This is a genomic window from Levilactobacillus brevis (assembly GCA_021383565.1).
Classification (GTDB): Bacteria; Bacillota; Bacilli; order Lactobacillales; family Lactobacillaceae; genus Levilactobacillus; species Levilactobacillus brevis_B.
In genome coordinates this window covers 1,948,525-1,966,826 of the sequence record CP079699.1, presented here as the reverse complement: position 1 = coordinate 1,966,826, position 18,302 = coordinate 1,948,525, and the positions used below count along the sequence as shown (strand labels likewise).

The following is an 18,302-nucleotide window of genomic DNA, read 5'->3' as shown; positions in this document are numbered from 1 at the left end:
AGAACTAGAAACGGAAGGGTAGGGAAGAAATATGGCTGATTATAATCAATACACCCGCTGGGAGAACCAGATGCACAAGGCGAAGTTACCACGATGGGACGATTTACCGAAGTTTGACCTCTATATGGACCAGGTAACCGCGTTGATTAATGATATTCTGGGGCCATTGGGGATTGATACCATCACCCCGGCGATGATTAATAACTACGTGAAACACCACGTCATTTTGGCACCCGTCAAGAAGAAGTATCAGACCATGCAGTTAACGGATATTTTGATGATCAGCCTCCTGAAACCCATGTTCCAAACGGATACGGTGCGCTCGGGAATCGACCAGATCACGGCCGGCGACTATCCGAAGCAGGCCTATGACAACTTCATTGGTCAACTGGAAGACCGCCTTCATCATCTAGGCGAGGAACAGGTCCAACCAGCGGCCAAGGATCTCAACGAAAAGTTAATGCAGGTTGCGGTGGATGCCGTCGTTGCCCGCCTGCAATCCGAAAAGCTACTACACTTGATCAAGCGACCGATTCGAAAGATTGAAAAGAAGTAATTGAAAAGACGCGTCAGCACAATTGTGTTGGCGCGCCTTTTAGCGTTATTGGATTATTATTGAGTCTGCGTTTCCAACGTCAAATCATTCATAAACGTGAGTAAGAGGTTGGCGTAGCTCGGATGGTCCGTGTTGTCTTTAATTTCCTGCTGAATCAGGTGCAGGTTGTTCGTGATGACGCCGTTGACGCCGATGAACATCATCTGATCCATGCTGGTGACATCGTCAATGTCCCAGGCGTAGACCTTTTTGTGTTCGCGATCCGCCTGCTCGATGAAGGTGTCGTTGAGCGTGGTCTCCTCCATGGTGTAGGCGTTGGCTCGCGTATGGGGGAAGGTCAGATTGTACGGCATGATGTAGCTCACGAACAGGTCGGGGTGCTCTTCTTTTAGTCGGTTCATGATCGTATAACTTAGGGTATGAACCTGCTCATGATTGGCCAGAATGCGAGCACCGAATTGGCGGTAGAAGCGTTCTGGCAGGTCCCGAGTGTCGGCGCCCCCGGTCTTAATCTCAATCAGTAATTTTTGGTGATGCTGGATTGCCGTGTTGAGATAGTGATTGAAGCTGGGAATTTTGGCTTGGTAACCGTTCTCGGTCACGGTAATGTTGGTGAGCTGCTTGAGCGTCAGCGATGAGACCTTGCGATTAATGCCAGCCAGAGCCTTCAGGTTACCGTCATGCATGACCACGAATTGGTGGTCCTTGGTCATCCGGATGTCCATTTCCACGTAGTCCGGTTTCTCACGGCTGGTCTTGACCATGGCGGGAATCGTGTTCTGGACGCCGTTGCCGTTGTCCACGCCACGGTGGGCGATGGTTAGCGGCCGGCTCATGGCGAGTCCGTTTAAATAAATCAGGTTAAACCCAACGAGTGCGGCGCTAATCACGGCCAGACCGCTCACAATCAATAGCCGCGTCCGAAGTCGTGTCTTCGCCGGTTCACGGAAGCTAAAGAGCATGGATGGTGTGGTCTGGTGGACATCGTGACTGCTGAGAATTACCATCATGAAGATGACGGTGGCGTAGCAGACGATGAATTCCGTGATGACTTCCATCAAGAAGAGGTTGACGGTTGCGGCGACCAACGCCACGTGGGTTTTGTCGAAGAGTACCTGGCCGACATACAGTGCGGCATAGATGAAGGCGACCACGATACTGACAACGACCAACGTCACGATAATCTTTAAGAAGTAGTTCCAGAAATGGCCCCGTGTGCGCTGCCAACTGAGGCGAATGGCCTCACGGCTGTGGTAATGGTCGATCATCATGAGCGGCAGGACGGCAATCAAACGAATTCCGAGGTAGGCCGCGCCGATGTAGAAGAGGCCGAGCAGAACGGCAAAAAGGTTGTTGTCCATCAGATAACTCGTAATGAAAGCCGGAATCTTCGCCTTGTTGAGCAGAGGCGTCGTAAATAATTCACTCCCAAATGGCATGATGACGATGAAGTAGCCGATAAAGAAGAGAAAGGTGCTGGGCGAGGCGCCGGCGAGGCTGCGGATGGTGTCCCCCAGAATGTTGAACATGGTTTGGGGTCGTCCCCGACGAATGTTGGTGATGCCCAGGAGAAGATAGGCGAATTGCCAATAAATCAGGGTGACGATGGCGAGCAGGATCAAGACGAGCCCCACGATGGCCAGCGGGTGCTTCAGGACTAACGAACCGATATTGGTATAAGAGACGTAGGGCACGTGTTGCCAACGCATCAAGGCTGAGGTCAGCCACGTAAAGAGGGGCACAGCGAGGTAGCTGACCACGAGATTGGTCAGGAAAACCAAGGTCACGTAACTTCCCCAGTGGCTGAAGAAATGGTGGGTAGCGTCGCGCCAAAAGGCCCAAGGTCGCATAAAAATCACGCTTTCTGATTGATAAAGTGGGCGCTTATGTAGATGACAAGTGGCAGTACGCGCCCAACAAAAGTTTAATATAAGCCTACTTTAGCATAGTCTGCGTGGATCGGGGGCGGAAAAACGGTCGGTTCGCGCGAAAAACTTGGCAATGACAAGTGTTATGGATGGTTCGGCTGGGAATTATGAAAGAAAACACTAGGGTTGTGATTTAAAACACACGTAAAAAATAATTGAAAAAATTTTGTATACCTATGTATGCGCTTACATCACTGACGGCTGTAAGCCGTGATATTAGCGGGTTTGTTTGTCAGCCCAACTAGTTGTGATTTTTTTAACATAAACCTCTTGCAGAATTTTAAAAAGGTGATATGATTTAACTCGTGAAGAACTTAACAAGATGTTTTCAAATGGAGGCATAAGAATGTTAAAAAACGTGAAAGAAAACCCAAAAGCTAAAAAAGAAGAAAGCGGCGAAACCGTTGACCAAATGATCGACCGTTTAACCGCTAAGGCCCACGACGCCCTGTGCGCCATGGATGACTTTACCCAAGAAAAAGTTGACCACATCGTGCACCAGATGGCGATTGCTGGTTTGGACAAGCATATGGAACTAGCCAAGGCCGCTTACGAAGAAACTGGCCGTGGCGTGATGGAAGACAAGGCCGTGAAGAACATGTTCGCCACGGAAGAAATCTGGCACTCCATCAAGCATGACAAGACGGTCGGCATCATCAAGGACGATCGCGAGCGGCAATTGATTACCGTCGCAGAACCACTGGGGATCTTGGCCGGGGTTACACCCGTCACCAACCCAACGTCGACGGCCATGTTCAAGTCGTTAATCGCCGTAAAGACGCGGAACCCGATCATCTTTGCCTTTCACCCGCAAGCACAGAAGTCTTCTGTGATGGCTGCTAAGGTAGTCCGGGATGCGGCAATCGCTGCCGGAGCACCAGAGGGCGTGATTCAATGGATCGACAAGCCTAGTCTGGAAGCAACGACCGCACTGATGAATCACCCAATGGTTGCTAGTGTCTTGGCTACCGGGGGTCCTGGCATGGTTAAGGCCGCTTACTCAACCGGGAAGCCAGCCTTAGGGGTGGGACCTGGTAACGGCCCCGCTTACATTGAGAAGACCGCCAACATCAAACGTTCCGTTTACGACATCGTATTATCGAAGACGTTCGATAACGGGATGGTCTGTGCCTCTGAAAACAGTGCCGTGATTGATCAAGAAATCTACGACACGGTTAAGAAAGAAATGGAAGATCGCGGCGTCTTCTTCATTAAGAAGAGTGACGAAAAGGCTTTGGCCGACGCCATGTTCCGGCCAGAGGGCGGTGTGAAGGGACCTATCGCTGGGATGTCCGCGCAGAAGATTGCGGAGATTGCCGGGATTAAGGTTCCCGCAACGACGAAGGTCTTGGCAGCTGAATTGAAGGGTGTGGGTCCTAAGTTCCCACTTTCCCAAGAAAAGCTGTCACCCGTCTTGTCCGTCTTCAAGGCCAAGAGCCACGAAGATGCCTTCAAGATTTGTGACGAACTTCTCCACTTTGGTGGGCTGGGTCACACGGCCGGCATCCACACGATGGACGATGATCTGGCAACCGAATTTGGAATTAAGATGAAAGCTAGCCGGGTTCTGGTGAACACGCCATCCGCCATTGGTGGGATTGGGAACCTCTACAACGAAATGATTCCTTCATTAACTTTGGGGACTGGATCATGGGGCAAGAACTCCGTTTCCCACAACGTCTCCTCATTTGACCTGTTAAACATCAAAACGATTGCAAAGCGGCGAAATAATATGCAATGGATTAAATTACCTCGAGTTTACTTTGAAAAGACGTCGGTCCGTTACCTCGATGATATGCCAGGTGTTAAGCGGGTTTTCCTGGTCACGAGTCCATCTATGGTTGAATTGGGCTACGTTGACACGGTCTTAAACGAATTGAAACGCCAACCGGATGGGATCGAATACTCACTGTTCTCTGACGTTGAACCCGATCCAACTACGGATACGGTTAACCGTGGGGTTGCGCAGATGCGGACGTTTAAGCCAGACACCATCGTGGCCTTAGGTGGGGGCTCACCAATCGATGCCGCCAAGAACATGTGGCTATTCTACGAAGATCCGAATGCTAGCTTCTTTGGGGCCAAGCAAAAGTTCTTGGATATTCGTAAGCGGACCTACAAGTTCCACAAGCCACACAAGGCCCAATTCGTGGCCATTCCGACGACTTCCGGGACCGGTTCAGAAGTGACGCCGTTCTCCGTTATCACGGATTCCAAGACGCACGTGAAGTACCCACTGGCCGACTACGCCTTGACGCCAGACGTTGCGATTGTGGATTCTCAATTTATCCAAACGGTACCGAAGAAGACGGTGGCTTACTCTGGGTTGGATGTCTTGACGCACGCCATCGAATCCTACGTTTCGGCAATGGCTTCCGATTACACGCGGCCATGGTCCTTACAAGCTATCAAGCTGGTGATGGACAACCTGACCAACTCCTACAATGGGGATGTGACAGCACGTGAAGAAATGCATAACGCTTCAACGCTGGCTGGGATGGCATTTGCCAACGCCTTTCTGGGAGTAGACCACTCCATCGCCCACAAATTAGGTGGTGAATTCGGACTGCCTCATGGTTTGGCGATTGCCATTACCTTGCCGCACGTTATCCGGTACAACTTCAAGGAACCAACGAAGCTGGCGATGTGGCCGAAGTACGAGTACTTCCGTGCCGACGAAGATTACGCGCAAATTGCCCGTTACCTCGGCTTGCCAGGGAACACCAAGGAAGAATTGAAGGAGGCCTTAGTCAAGAAGGTGATTGACCTGGCCCATTCAGTTGGCGTGACTCTGAGCTTGAAGGCTAACGGTGTGGACAAGGCCCACTTCGATAAGGCCGTTGATCACTTGGCAGAATTGGCCTTTGAAGACCAATGCACGACTGCTAACCCGAAGGAACCATTAGTTTCAGAATTGAAACAGATTATGATTGATGAATATGACGGGAAAAACGTTGAAAAATAACGGTTAACCCGCGACGGTCGCTCTGCGAAGAGCGGCCGTTTTTTGTCGGTTTCTTCTATAGTATACGGATTATGCTGACCAGTAGCCGAGATAAGGCGTATGCTTAAGGTGGTAAATTAATCTAAGGAGGAATCATGATGGCACAATCGAAAACAGCTTTGGTGTATTTCTCAGTCTCAGGCCGTACGCAAACGGCAGCGGAAACCGTCGGACGGTATCTCCAGCTAACGCCTGTGGCGCTAACCGCTAAGCAACCGTATCCTACTACAGGTTTCCAGCAATTGGTCGCGCGAACCGATGCTGAGAACCTAAAATCACAACTCCCTGAATTTAACCCCGTGACGTTAGATACCGTCCAGACACTTTACCTGGGTTTCCCGACCTGGTACCATCAGCCGCCTCGGATTGTCCACAATTTTCTGACCACAACTGACTTGACGGGGGTGACGGTGATTCCATTTGTCACCAGCGCTAGTAGTCGGGTGAGTGAGAGCTTGCCGTATCTGGAGAAATGGGCAGCAACCGGTCACTTTACGATTAGTGATGGATTTACGGCGAATAATCCCGACGAAATTGCGGCCGGCTTGAAGGATGATTTCCCCTTATAATTGGAATAATCAGGCGATTAAGCTGACTGGAATTTTGATTTTAGTCGGGTGAACCGCCTTTTTTTTTTGACAAAAATAGTGCGATTTTGCGAAAAATGACCGAATTTTCATTGAATTATCATTTGAAAACATAAAAAAATCGGTTTTTTCAGTGCAAAAGGCACCAAAAAAGCACCCCCTTTTTGGCTAAAATGGGTAAAAAATGGCTTATTAAAGCGTTTTATATTACGTGAGAGTTACAAATATTACGGAATGTCATAATGTAATATTTTTCTTAACCTCCGTGTAATCTAACGTCAATTTGAATGTAATACCCATCGGTTATTCTAATACCCGTTAAGCAAACAAAGGAGGACATTCATTTCTTATGAATATCAAAAAAGCTTTAGTTACGACTTTAGGGACGGTTGCCGTAGTCGGTGCCGGTCTCTTCGCCTCAACGCAAACGGCTAACGCCGATACTGTTACGGTCAAGCAGGGGGATTCTGTTTGGTCATTAGCTAACACGTACAACACGTCAGTCAACGCCATTGAAAAGGCCAACAGCTTGGCTAACAGCAACTTGATCTACGTGGGTCAAACGTTAAACGTGCCAACCAGCACGACGACGGCCACGACGTCTGCTAACGTTGCTAGCCAAAACTACAGTAACAACACGGCCAACACTTCCGCTCAAACTAGCCAATCCACGACTAGCCAAGCAACCACTTCTTATTCCAACCAAGCTTCTACTAGCAGCAACACGACTGCTTCTACTGGCGTTTCTGGCTCTGAAGCCAGCGCTAAGGCTTGGATTGCGGGTAAAGAATCTGGTGGTTCATACTCAGCACGTAACGGCCAATACGTAGGTAAGTACCAATTGAGTTCTTCCTACCTGAACGGGGACTACTCTGCTGCCAACCAAGAGAAGGTTGCCAACAGCTACGTTGCTTCCCGTTACGGTTCTTGGTCTGCTGCCCAGTCATTCTGGCAAGCAAACGGCTGGTACTAAAACTCAGCTAATTTAATCGTTTAAATCAAGTAAGCTCTCACGGATGCAGGTCCGTGGGGGCTTTTTTGTCGATCTGGGGATTACGAGCGGCCTTACTAGTGGGAATGATTGGAAGAGTTGGCTCTGAGCTCGGATAACTCTCTTCTATAGAAGAGTAAGTGATGGACGCACTCATGAAAATTGTGACGAGAGTGTACGGTCAGCCCCACCGATTCAGCCGATTTGGGACGAACACAGGCTGTGGTTGGCCCAAAAACCAAAAACAATTTGATAAATTGGCCATGACTAAGGCGTATTTTCGTTAAAGTCTGGGCGAATAGCGTGTGATTTTAGTCAAAATCGTCACATAGCGGCAATGAAGCACTCGAAAACCGGCTTAATGTTTCGGCACGGTTAACCATGTTACAGTTTGTCATTTAACCTCATTTTTCTTAACGCGGGTGTAACTCAGGGACAACGGTGATGTAACGTCCACAGGTTATGATAGGTCTCGTTAAGTAATTGATAGACAAACCGCTTCACTTAAATCAAAGGAGGACATTCATTTTTATGAATATCAAAAAAGTTTTAGTTTCTACTTTAGGTACTGCTGCAGTGTTAGGCGCCGGATTATTTGCTGGCACCACTTCCGCTAACGCCGACGTCCGGGTAACGGTGAAGTCGGGAGACACTGTCGCAAAGATTGCTAACCAATACAGTTCTAGTGTTTCTTCAATCGAAAAGGCCAACAGTTTAAAGAACGTCAACTTGATTTACGTCGGCGAATCCTTAGTGGTTCCTAGTTCTACTAGCACCACTGCTACGACGACGCAATCAGCACAAACCACGACGCCAAGTACCTCAACGACGACGGCTGCTGCGAACACGACCAGCAACTACAGTCAAAACACCACGTCTTCAGCTTCAACAGGGACGAGTTCTGCCTCAACGAGCACGGCGTCAACGACCAGCTCTGACTCTTCTTCAGCCAAGGCTTGGATCGCTAATAAGGAATCCGGTGGCTCTTACACCGCTTCTAACGGTAACTACTACGGTAAGTACCAATTAAGCAAGTCTTACCTGAACGGTGATTACTCCGCAGCTAACCAGGAAAAGGTGGCCAACTCTTACGTTAGCTCCCGTTACGGTTCATGGGCAGCTGCCAAGGCCTTCTGGCAAGCAAACGGCTGGTACTAAGCCGAGTCATCAGCGTTTAGTAGCTAGTTAATAAACTAAGATAAGAAACGACGGTAAAACCTTTGCGGGTGGACCGTCGTTTTTGCGTTGCGTAAACCGCTAAAAATCGGGATTCTCACCCCATCTCGGATAAAATGGGGCTCGCTGTTACCGTTTCGTAACATTCGGACAACTTTCCTGTAACTTAAGAACGTTATGCTATTCTTAACAAATTCGCTAGGAGGGACCCCGTTGAAGCTGAAGTCATTATTTATGGTTATGTTAATGCTGGTTTCAATGATCCTCCCCAGTGTTGCGACGGTTGCTAGCACGAGTATCACTGCTGAGGCTAGCGTGAAGTATGTTTGCACCCTGTCTAAGAAGGAGAAGCGGGCCAAAGCCTGGATTGCCAACAAGGAATCTGGCGGAAACTACCGTGCTAGCAATGGCCGGTATTACGGTAAATATCAGTTGACGCGCTCATACTTGAAGGGTGACTACAGTAAGGCTAATCAAGAAAAGACGGCTGATAAGTATGCTCACAGCCGGTATGGCACGTGGGTTAAGGCCAAGCGCCATTGGTTATCCTGGGGCTGGTTCTAAATTGAATGAAAATGATTTCCGCTGTTGGTCGTCAGGACCGATGGCGGATTTTTGTTTTAGCGTGATTTGAGATGGCTACGTCGATTGCTGACTACAATGTAGGGAGACGGTGTCATAGAAAAAGTAATCTGACGCGGGTTCTAGCCTCACGTCACCTTTTGCCCAGTGTGCCTAAAGAGGCATTAAATCTTGTGCAGTGTTTTAATTGTAAACGGTTCCTGAGTCCGATAAACTGTGATTAATGACTGAGCGGGAGGCGTATCATGACAAAAGTGCTAGCAATTAATGCGGGAAGTTCAACTTTGAAGTGGCAGCTGTTTGCAATGCCCGAGGAGCGGGTAATTGCTTCGGGGTTGGTAGATCGCTTGAATCTACCGGGTTCGATCTTTAAGGTGAAATTAGCTAATGGCGAGAAGTTTTCGGAAACCCAAGATAACATTACGAATAAGTTAGCGGCGGCGATGGTGCTGACGCGGTTGAAATCATATGGTATTTTGCGGCATCTACACGAGATCACGGGTGTGGGCCATCGGGTGGTTGCAGGCGGTGAGCTATTTAAAGATTCTGCGGTCATCACCCCAAGGGTTTTACACCAGATTAAAGAACTGAAAGACTATGCACCATTGCACAATCCGATTCAGGCTTATTACATTGAAGTATTTGCGCAGTTGCTCCCCCATGCCCAGCAAGTGGCGGTATTTGATACCTCGCTTTACACCCAGATGCCAGCCGTGAATTATATGTATAGCATTCCGTACAGCTATTACGAACGGTTTGGGGCACGTAAATACGGGGCCCATGGAACGAGTCATCGTTATGTTGCCGCGCGGGCGGCTGAGTTGTTGGAACGGCCATTAGCTGATTTGAAATTGATTACCTTGCACCTGGGATCGGGTGCTTCAATTACGGCCTTCGATCATGGGCGGGCACGTGACACCTCCATGGGATTCACGCCCTTGGCAGGTGTTATGATGGGGACGCGTTCGGGCGATATTGATGCATCACTTGTCGCCTTTCTGGCTGAAAAGCTACATAAGACGATGCCGGAAATGATTACGATTTTGAATCATGAATCGGGACTGTTGGGTATCTCGGAGCTTTCACCGGATCAGCGTGACCTTGAGCGAACACAAGATGAACGGCCGAAGTCTAAGCTGGCCCTAGAGATGTTTGTTAACCGCGTAGTGCGTTATGTTGGTAGTTATGTCGCCGAATTGGGTGGCGTCGATGCCCTTGTCTTTACAGCCGGATCGGGTGAAAATGGGATTGCGATGCGCCAAGCCATTGCGAATAAACTGCATGACTTAGGAATTGCAATTGACCCGGTTAAAAATGATTTTCGTGGGCAAGAGCGGGTGATTAGTCCAAATGAAAATGCGGTCAAGGTACTCGTGGTGCCGACGAATGAAGAGTTAATGATTGTTCGTGACGTTGAACGACTGACACAAGCATAAGGTACAGGAAGGACGCGTCGATTGGCGGGTCCTTTTGTGATGCGTTAAAAATAGACATGATAGCTCACCGAAAGCTGGAAAAATTACGAAGCTTTGTCGGTATTCATAGCATAACGGATTGCCATACAAAATACGACAACAATTTGATTATTCTATTTGGCGGTTTAGCGGTCGTGCCTAGAAATGAATTAGTCGAAAAATGTTAGGATCAAGCAACAAGTTTGATAATTTTAAAATATGAATAATATTATCAATAGTTAACACTTGCAGTTTGACTAAAATCCCCGTATGCTGAGTCTACAAAAATAAAAAAACAGCATTCACAGGGAATGCCGTTTCGTTGAAAGGTTAACTCATATGCAGGTCCCGTCGCTGATAGCCCCACCATCCCAGTAGAATGAGCCCCACCGCTAAGGCGAGCATCCAACTGAAATTGGTCCACTCAACACTGTGCGTTGGGACCTTATTCATCCAGCCGAGCGGAGAAAGATGTTGCGCCCACGCAGGAAGCTTTAACATGCCGCCCATGTAAATCGAGATAAAGCCAATTCCCAAGTATACCCAGTTGAGACTTCTAATTTTCGGCCACCAACCGATAATCGCGGCGGCAATGCCGATAAAGACCAGGACGGCTGGTAGCTGTCCCCAGATGGATTGCCAGAATTCAAAGGTTGTGAGGCCATCGTGGGGATGACGCAACGTGGCATTTCCCACTAAGATCAGACTGCTAATCGCAACGCCAAAGGCGACTAGGCTACTGAATAGGCCCGTGCAGATGTAACCAAAGAACAGGTGAGTCCGTGACAGGGGCCGCGCGTAGAGTGATTCTAGCCAGCCGTTGGTTTCATCAGAGTAAAGTTTGTAGATAATTTGAATACCAGGGATGGCCGCCAATGCTGCCATGAGAATCACTAAGGTAGATGTAAAGCTCACCAGCATGGCGTGGTTGGCTTCATGTAAGACGTTGGAGCCGAAGACCTGTTGCATCGTTGGATTGGTTTTTAGCATATTTCCGACGCTGTTGTAGATACTGCCGTAGGTCATCGCGAGAACGGCTAACCCGATAATCCAACCGATAATCACATTATGTTCACGTCGCCAGAGTAGAGAGGCTGGCCCACGTAGGAAGCTAGAAGCGGTGCGACGACCGGGTCGCGTTGCGAGGGCACCAGCGTTAAGGTCCCGCTGGAGATTAATGACTGCGGCTAGAACAAAGAGAATAAATGCCGTTACCAGAGAAAGGCGCAGTGGTAGCCAATTGGGGTGATAATATGGCGAAATTTTTTCCACCCATCCTAGAGGTGACCACCACGTGTAGTCGGGATTCTGAATATCTGTGATCATGCGGACGATGTAGGTGAGGCCAAAGATCATGTAAGCAAGACCGGTCGCGCTGGCCGAATGATCGGCCAGTTGCGCGGTCACCAACCCTAAGAGGCCGAAGACCAGACTGACCGCAGCTAGTCCGAGTGCCACGGCCCAGTTGCCAGCCACCGTGATCCCGTGCATGTTAGAAAAACCTAAACCCACGCCGTAGAGGATCGCGATTAGGGCGTTGACCAAAACAAGCTCCAACGCGGCGGCACCGAGCGGGGCAAGTTGCCCCACTGCTCGTGAGCGAACCAGTTCCGTGATTCCTTGATCTTCTTCGCCACGGGTGGCGTGGATCCCCAGCATTAAGTTCATGACAATCTGTGTGATGGCCATGAAGACCACCATTTCTGTCGAAAAGATTTGGGCGGTCGAGGGATCGTTCTTGAATTTAAAGGCGCCGAGTAAGGCCACCATGGCAGGACTTTTTAGTGTATCCTTGATTGCTGCTATTTCGTGCTGGGTACCGAAGATATCCGTAAATTTGAAGGCAACGCCCACCATTAATCCAGCGAGAATCAGAACCCAGATTAAGATACGAAAACGGTCGCGGCGTAACGCAAGCCCAGTTAAGCGACCAGTGCGGGCAAAACGAGAGGTCATGTCCCTCACTCCTTTTCCGTCGTGTAATAGTGCATGAAGAGATCTTCCAGGGTTGGTGGTGTACTTTGTAAGGCCATAATATGATGTTCAGTGAGTGCCAGCATAACAGCCGGTAGTGACTTAGACTCAACCGAGAATTGCCATTCATTCGGGTGTTGACCGGCCTCAACGTTGTGAACACCGGCTAATTGGGTGAGGTCGACCGGGGTCTTCAACGTGACGTTCATGACGGTTCGCGTCAGGTGGCGCATTTCCGCCAGACTACCAGTTTCAATAATGCTGCCCTCCCGAATAATGGCGATACGGTCACACATCCGTTCAACTTCGGAGAGAATGTGGCTAGAGAGAAGAACGGCTTTGCCACGGCGTTTGAGCGCTAATACCGCCAACTGAAATTGGCGTTCATTCAGAGGATCGAGGCCGGAAGTGGGTTCATCAAAGATGTAAAAGTCAGCCTCTTGGGAAAGGGCGGCAATTAACGCCACTTTTTGACGATTTCCTTTGGAGTAGGTGCGCGCCTTCTTACTGGTATCGAGGCCGAACTGTTTGATCAGGTCATCGGTTCGTTGAGAGTGATGCGTCCCGTTCATTTTGAGTAAGAGATCGATGATTTCACCACCTGTTAGGTTGGGCCAGAGGTAGACATCACCGGGTACGTAGGCCAACCGTTGATGAATGGCGACGCTGTCATTCCAAACGTCTTGACCAAAGATGGTAGCCTCACCACCGGTTGCCCGAATTAGACCAAGTAGGACGCGAATGGTCGTTGATTTGCCAGCGCCGTTAGGACCAATGAAACCAAAAACTTCGCCTGCGTTAACATTAAAGGTAATATTTTTTAAGGCTTGGAAGTGTCCAAACTTTTTCTGAAGATGATTAATTTGTAATACCGGATCTTTTGTCATTTAAAATCCCTCCTCACGCTTATCTAAATCGCTATCATCGTAAGCCCTCGACGGGGGGAAGTCAATAGAAAAGTGAACTATTTTTACAAAATAGTTCACTAAAGTTAAAAACGCTTCCTAAAAGAGTTATGATAAAATAAACAACGGGAGTTTTAAACGAAGGTGGTGAGATCAGGATGGCGACAAATCAAGAGCGGCGGCAGCGGCAACGCCAGAATATTCTTCAAGCGGCGACCAAATTGTTTATGCGGGATGGCTATAAAGTCACGCATATCAAAGATGTGGCGGCCGAGGCAGATGTTTCTCAGGTGACCTTGTATAAATACTTTGATAGCAAGCTAGCACTGGGCCATCAGGTCGTACTCGACATGATTACGGATGGGTACGCGGCCTATCAGAAGATGGTCGATGACCATACCCATTCATTTCAGGAGTTAATTCAGCTCATGATTACCACGAAGACGGGGTATGCGGGCTCGATGACCGATGATTTTTATCAATTCGTGAGTGATGATATGCGCGGGGCTCTTGGCAACGATGAGGCACAACAACTTTATCAGGCTGGTAAAGAAAGGTTTTGGGACAGCGTGATTGCGCGTGGTCGTGCCGCGGGGATGATTAATCCCATGCTCTCGGATGAAGCACTGATGATGTACTTAGACATGTATGTGCAGTACTTCAGTTCGCCGACGAGCCATCCGATGATTGGTGACGCGAAAACCTATAAACACTATGCGGATCAGCTGATGCACCTGTTTTTCTACGGTTTCATTGGCGATCCACCACAAATTGATGAAGATACAACGAAGGGACAGGCAAACTAATATGACAGAAACAGATATCTTAGCGGCAGTCAAGCAGTTCTCTCAAGCTAAAATGGGGGACGATGAAACTGGTCACGGATTTGATCACATTCAGCGTGTCGTTGGTCTTGCTGATCGTTTGGTTCAGCACTACCCAGCAGCCGATCGCCTGCTGACGGTGACGGCGGCTTACCTTCACGATGTTATCGACGAAAAACTTGTAACGGATACGGCACAGGCTAGCCAAGAAGTACGTTACTTTTTAGCCCAGCAGACGTTCACGTCGACGCAGATTGACACGATCTTTTTAATCATGGATAACATGTCCTACCACAAGACCCTAGACGGTACAGCGAAGCCATTGCCGTTGGAAGGTAAGATTGTGCAGGACGCCGACCGACTCGATGCGATTGGCGCAATTGGGATTTCGCGGGCGATCTACTTCGGTGGCCATTTTGGCGAAAAGATTTATGATCCCGCCGTTCAACCACGGACGGAAATGACGCATGCCGAATATCGTAACCTAAACAACGAAACGATCATCAATCACTTCTACGAAAAGCTCTTAACCTTGAAAGACTTGATGAATACATCAGCGGCCAAGAAGTTGGCCGAACATCGTCAACAGGTCATGTTGGACTTTTTAGCGGAGTACAAAGCAGAATGGAACGCGAAGGCATAGGCTTTCGCGTTTTTATTTGCCGGGAAGTCAAAGTTAGGGATTTAAAGATTTCATATCAAGTGATATACTGTAACCGTACGCAATGTTCACGTTAACATTTTTTGTTCATGGAAATGGTAGCGCTAACTTAATTGATGTACATAACTAATGTATTAGATATTGACGATCGAGAAAAAATTTCAGAAAGTAAAAAACCTTACTTTTTCCCGCAAATCCATGGTACCAGCGACTTAGACGTGGTTGAAGCTACTTGCGTAAAGGTTGACAATTTCTGATAATATTGTATTATAAAATCGGTTACACTGTCATACTAGTATATTAGTTGGACGGTGCTGATTGTTCGACCATTAGTTGAATTTGACAGTTCGATACTTTGACAATACGAAAGGGCGGTTTCAGATGGTTAAACTAACGGATGATTACTTAAATAACAAGGCAGCTTTTGCGGCAGCCGGAATTACGGTTCCTACTTATGATCAAGACAAGTTGCGGACGGCAACGAATGAACACCCACGTTGGGTTCACTTTGGTGGGGGGAACTTGTTCCGTGCGTTCCACGCCTCCATTGCGAACACTTTAATTGAAAAAGGCGAATTGGACTCCGGGGTTATTGTTGCGGATACTTATGATGATTCAGTTGTCGATGGCGTCTACAAGCCATTCAATGACCGGATCTTGCGGGTTGTCACGAAGGCCGACGGAAACTTTGACAAAGACCTATTTGCCTCAGTTACCGAAGCTCTCTTTGCAACGCCTGCTCGTGAGGCCGATTGGAAACGGATGCAAGAAATCTTCAAGGCACCTTCATTACAAGTGGTTTCCTTCTCTATCACCGAAAAGGGCTACAACTTGAAGACGGTTGCCGGTGACTTGAACGACATTACCAAGGCCGACTTGGCTGCCGGTCCTGAAGCACCTAAGGGGAATATGGCTGGTTTAGTTTCCTTATTATTAGGTCGTTTCCAAAACGGTGCAACGCCATTAACGTTGATGAGTACCGATAACTTCTCCAACAACGGGGACAAGTTAAAGGACAGTGTCTTGACGATTGCCAAGGGCTGGAAAGAAAATGGCTTCGTGGGTCAAGACTTCTTAGACTATTTACAAGACAGCAAGAAGATCAGCTTCCCATTGTCCATGATCGACCGGATTACGCCAAACCCATCTGACGCCGTTAGTGCTAAGTTGAAGGATTCTGGCTTCGAAGATTACACGATTATTCACACGCCAAAGCACACGAACATCGCACCATTTACCAACACTGAAGAGGTTCACTACTTGGTTGTTGAAGATAACTTCCCGAATGGTCGGCCAAAGTTTGAAGATGCCGGTGTGATCATGACTGATCGCAAAACGGTTGGTGAAGCGGATGAAATGAAGGTTACGACCTGCTTGAACCCACTGCACACGTCCTTAGCCATCTTTGGGAGTGTTCTGCAATTCAAGTCAATCTCTGACGAATTACAAAACAAAGACCTAGTTGGTGTGATCAAACAAATTGGTTACGTTGAAGGCTTACCAGTTGTTACGGATCCTAAGGTTATCAACCCTAAGGAATTCATCGACCAATTGGTTACTAAGCGTTTGCCTAACCCATACATTCCAGATACGCCACAACGGATTGCTACCGATACGTCACAGAAGATTCCAGTTCGTTACGGGGTAACGATCAAACAATACGTTGACCGTGACGGCTTCGATCCTTCGACGCTGGAATTCATTCCATTGACGATTGCCGGCTGGTTCCGTTACCTGATGGCCGTTAACGATGAGGGTGAAGCCTTCGAACCAAGTCCAGATCCAATGATGGATGACTTGAAGAAGTACGTTGGCGACATTAAGTTGGGTGAACCAACTGACGTGCACGCTCACTTGAAGGATGTTTTGACGAACACATCAATCTTCGGCCAAGACTTATACGCCGTTGGTTTGGGTGAAAAGGTTGAAAACTACTTCAGTCAAATGATTGCTGGCAAGGGCGCTATCGTGAAGACTATCGAAGATGCCTTAGCTAAGCACGCAAAATAAAGAATAAATTGTCGATCGTCACGCAGAATTTACGAGGAGTGAGAAGTTTATGATCACCATTCAAAATAGTCGCTTTCGGGTTGCGATTAATGAAGTTGGCGCCGAGTTAACCCATTTTGTGGATCAAACGACAGGTCGTGATTTAATTTGGAATAACGATCTTTGGCCAAAACATGCGCCGGTATTGTTCCCGGCAATTGGTCGTTCAAATGAAGATAGCTACTTGATTGATGGTCAAAAATTCGAGATGCCTCAACACGGATTTGTCAACGGGCTAACGTTTGCCGTTGCCAATCAAACTGACTCATCAGTGACTCTGTCGGCGCGTGCGACTGACGACACTAAAAAAATGTATCCGTTTGATTTTGAATTACAAGTAACCTTCAGCTTGACAGCCGATGGTCTGAACTTGAAGTTTGCGGTTGAGAACCACGATGCACAGGATCTATCCTTCTCCTTAGGATCCCATCCAGCATTCAACGTGCCATTCTCAGACGGCGAGCAATTTACGGATTACCAAGTGGCCTTAACGCCAGCACCACAAGACTTAACCCACTTTGAGATCGTAAAAACGCCAAATCCATTCCGGAGCGGCAAGAGCTTGCCTGTCAAGAATGAAAATGGCGTGATTGATTTGAACTATCCGATGTTTGACGATGGTTTGATGATTCTGAATGCCCCTGGCTTGGAACACGTGACGCTGCGTTCTAAAGTTAGTGGTCAGTCCATCACGTTGGACGTCCAAGACTTTGACTACGTCACCCTGTGGACCAAGGAAGGCGCCAACGCACCGTTCCTCTGCATCGAGCCATTCAACGGATTACCAGATGTTTCCGGCGATCTGCGTGAGCTGAAGAGTAAGGAAGGTAACCACCATGTGGCTGCCGGTCAAACGGAAACCATGGCTTACGATATTCACGTTAAAGACTAACTTAACCGATTGTACACCGTCACTCGGCCGGTAAAGTGTTGGTCATCGGTTGCTTGGGCGACTAAGGTGGTGATGCCACCGTTGGCCGGGTAGTTGGTGAGCGCATCGAAATCCGGGCCATACCGCAGCACCAGCGAGCGAATCAAGGTGCCGTGGGTGACGACCAGTAAGCGGTCACCATCGTGGGCTTCGTTCAGTAGTTCTTGAATGCCCCGATCGACCCGCTTGCTGAACGTGACGCCGTCTTCTGAAAGATGGCGGGGGTCCGCGGCGTGCATGGCATCTCGTGCGGTATCAAATGAGTATTTCTGAATGATTTCGGCTTGGGTACGGCAGCCGAGCTGTTGTTGCTCACCGACTTCAATCCAGGCTTGATGAAAGTCGAGGCCTTCATAGGAACCGAAGAAGACTTCACGAAAATCTTCGTGTTGTTCGGGTTCGGCCTGTAGGAAATGGTTCGGTTGAATGATATGTTTCGCCGTGTCAATCGCTCGTTTGAGATCGGACGCGTGGTAGCTTTGATAGTGGGTATCTTTGAGCAACTGACCGACTTGATCGGCCGTTGCGATGCCATTTGTCGTCAGCGGTGAATCTGCCCAACCTTGGAGTTTATCCATCGTGTTGAAGATGGTTTGCCCGTGGCGGACGAAATCAATGGTAATAGTTTTCATAAAAGAACTAACCTCCTAGGATATGTATATCAACATTATACGCATATT

The 18,302-nt window shown here is 48.3% G+C and carries 15 protein-coding genes; 11 read left to right on the top strand and 4 right to left on the bottom strand.

Annotation, left to right across the window (positions count from 1 at the left end; genetic code table 11):
- The first annotated feature begins 31 nt into the window (after positions 1 to 31).
- Positions 32 to 556, top strand: a complete 525-nt coding sequence (locus KB236_09195) for a DUF1836 domain-containing protein (GenBank protein ID UIF28710.1) — start codon at positions 32 to 34, stop codon at positions 554 to 556.
- 56 nt (positions 557 to 612) lie between these two features.
- Here KB236_09195 and KB236_09190 read toward each other — a convergent pair whose 3' ends face one another.
- Entirely contained in the window at positions 613 to 2,406 is a 1,794-nt protein-coding gene (locus KB236_09190; GenBank protein UIF30335.1) for a glycerophosphodiester phosphodiesterase, read from the bottom strand.
- A 424-nt stretch (positions 2,407 to 2,830) separates the two neighbouring features.
- On the opposite strand from KB236_09190, the gene adhE reads away from it, so the two are divergent.
- The 6 genes from adhE to KB236_09160 all read left to right on the top strand — a co-directional run bounded on the left by adhE (position 2,831) and on the right by KB236_09160 (position 10,260).
- Complete coding sequence (adhE, locus tag KB236_09185) at positions 2,831 to 5,449, top strand: bifunctional acetaldehyde-CoA/alcohol dehydrogenase (protein ID UIF28709.1); 2,619 nt, start codon at positions 2,831 to 2,833, stop codon at positions 5,447 to 5,449.
- A gap of 137 nt (positions 5,450 to 5,586) precedes the next feature.
- A complete protein-coding gene (locus tag KB236_09180; GenBank protein ID UIF28708.1) occupies positions 5,587 to 6,057 on the top strand; it encodes a hypothetical protein in 471 nt (156 codons plus the stop codon).
- Positions 6,058 to 6,424: 367 nt separating this feature from the next.
- On the top strand, positions 6,425 to 7,048 hold the full coding sequence (locus KB236_09175) for a LysM peptidoglycan-binding domain-containing protein (protein ID UIF28707.1): 624 nt from the start codon (positions 6,425 to 6,427) through the stop codon (positions 7,046 to 7,048).
- Between the two features lie 549 nt (positions 7,049 to 7,597).
- Positions 7,598 to 8,224, top strand: coding sequence for a LysM peptidoglycan-binding domain-containing protein (locus KB236_09170; GenBank protein UIF28706.1), 627 nt, complete (start codon positions 7,598 to 7,600; stop codon positions 8,222 to 8,224).
- Positions 8,225 to 8,455: 231 nt separating this feature from the next.
- A complete protein-coding gene (locus tag KB236_09165) occupies positions 8,456 to 8,806 on the top strand; it encodes an aggregation promoting factor surface protein (GenBank protein UIF28705.1) in 351 nt (116 codons plus the stop codon).
- 263 nt (positions 8,807 to 9,069) lie between these two features.
- Complete coding sequence (locus KB236_09160) at positions 9,070 to 10,260, top strand: acetate kinase (protein UIF28704.1); 1,191 nt, start codon at positions 9,070 to 9,072, stop codon at positions 10,258 to 10,260.
- 348 nt (positions 10,261 to 10,608) lie between these two features.
- Here the strand turns inward: KB236_09160 and KB236_09155 are convergent, their stop codons facing one another.
- Together KB236_09155 and KB236_09150 are read right to left on the bottom strand one after the other, a co-directional pair.
- The gene (locus KB236_09155; GenBank protein UIF28703.1) at positions 10,609 to 12,234 is read right to left on the bottom strand and encodes a permease; all 1,626 of its coding nucleotides are present in this window, start codon (positions 12,232 to 12,234) and stop codon (positions 10,609 to 10,611) included.
- 5 nt (positions 12,235 to 12,239) lie between these two features.
- On the bottom strand, positions 12,240 to 13,139 hold the full coding sequence (locus KB236_09150) for an ABC transporter ATP-binding protein (protein ID UIF28702.1): 900 nt from the start codon (positions 13,137 to 13,139) through the stop codon (positions 12,240 to 12,242).
- A gap of 176 nt (positions 13,140 to 13,315) precedes the next feature.
- Between KB236_09150 and KB236_09145 the strand changes: the two genes are divergently transcribed.
- From KB236_09145 to KB236_09130, 4 genes are all read left to right on the top strand, one after another.
- Positions 13,316 to 13,963 carry a TetR/AcrR family transcriptional regulator gene (locus tag KB236_09145; GenBank protein UIF28701.1) on the top strand — a complete coding sequence of 216 codons (648 nt, stop codon included), beginning with the start codon at positions 13,316 to 13,318 and terminating at the stop codon, positions 13,961 to 13,963.
- Position 13,964: 1 nt separating this feature from the next.
- Positions 13,965 to 14,624, top strand: coding sequence for an HD domain-containing protein (locus KB236_09140; GenBank protein UIF28700.1), 660 nt, complete (start codon positions 13,965 to 13,967; stop codon positions 14,622 to 14,624).
- 399 nt (positions 14,625 to 15,023) lie between these two features.
- Positions 15,024 to 16,652 carry a mannitol dehydrogenase family protein gene (locus tag KB236_09135; GenBank protein ID UIF28699.1) on the top strand — a complete coding sequence of 543 codons (1,629 nt, stop codon included), beginning with the start codon at positions 15,024 to 15,026 and terminating at the stop codon, positions 16,650 to 16,652.
- A 49-nt stretch (positions 16,653 to 16,701) separates the two neighbouring features.
- Entirely contained in the window at positions 16,702 to 17,583 is an 882-nt protein-coding gene (locus KB236_09130) for an aldose 1-epimerase family protein (protein UIF28698.1), read from the top strand.
- Here KB236_09130 and KB236_09125 read toward each other — a convergent pair.
- On the bottom strand, positions 17,580 to 18,254 hold the full coding sequence (locus KB236_09125; protein UIF28697.1) for a histidine phosphatase family protein: 675 nt from the start codon (positions 18,252 to 18,254) through the stop codon (positions 17,580 to 17,582). The genes KB236_09130 and KB236_09125 overlap by 4 nt on opposite strands.
- Positions 18,255 to 18,302: the final 48 nt, after the last annotated feature.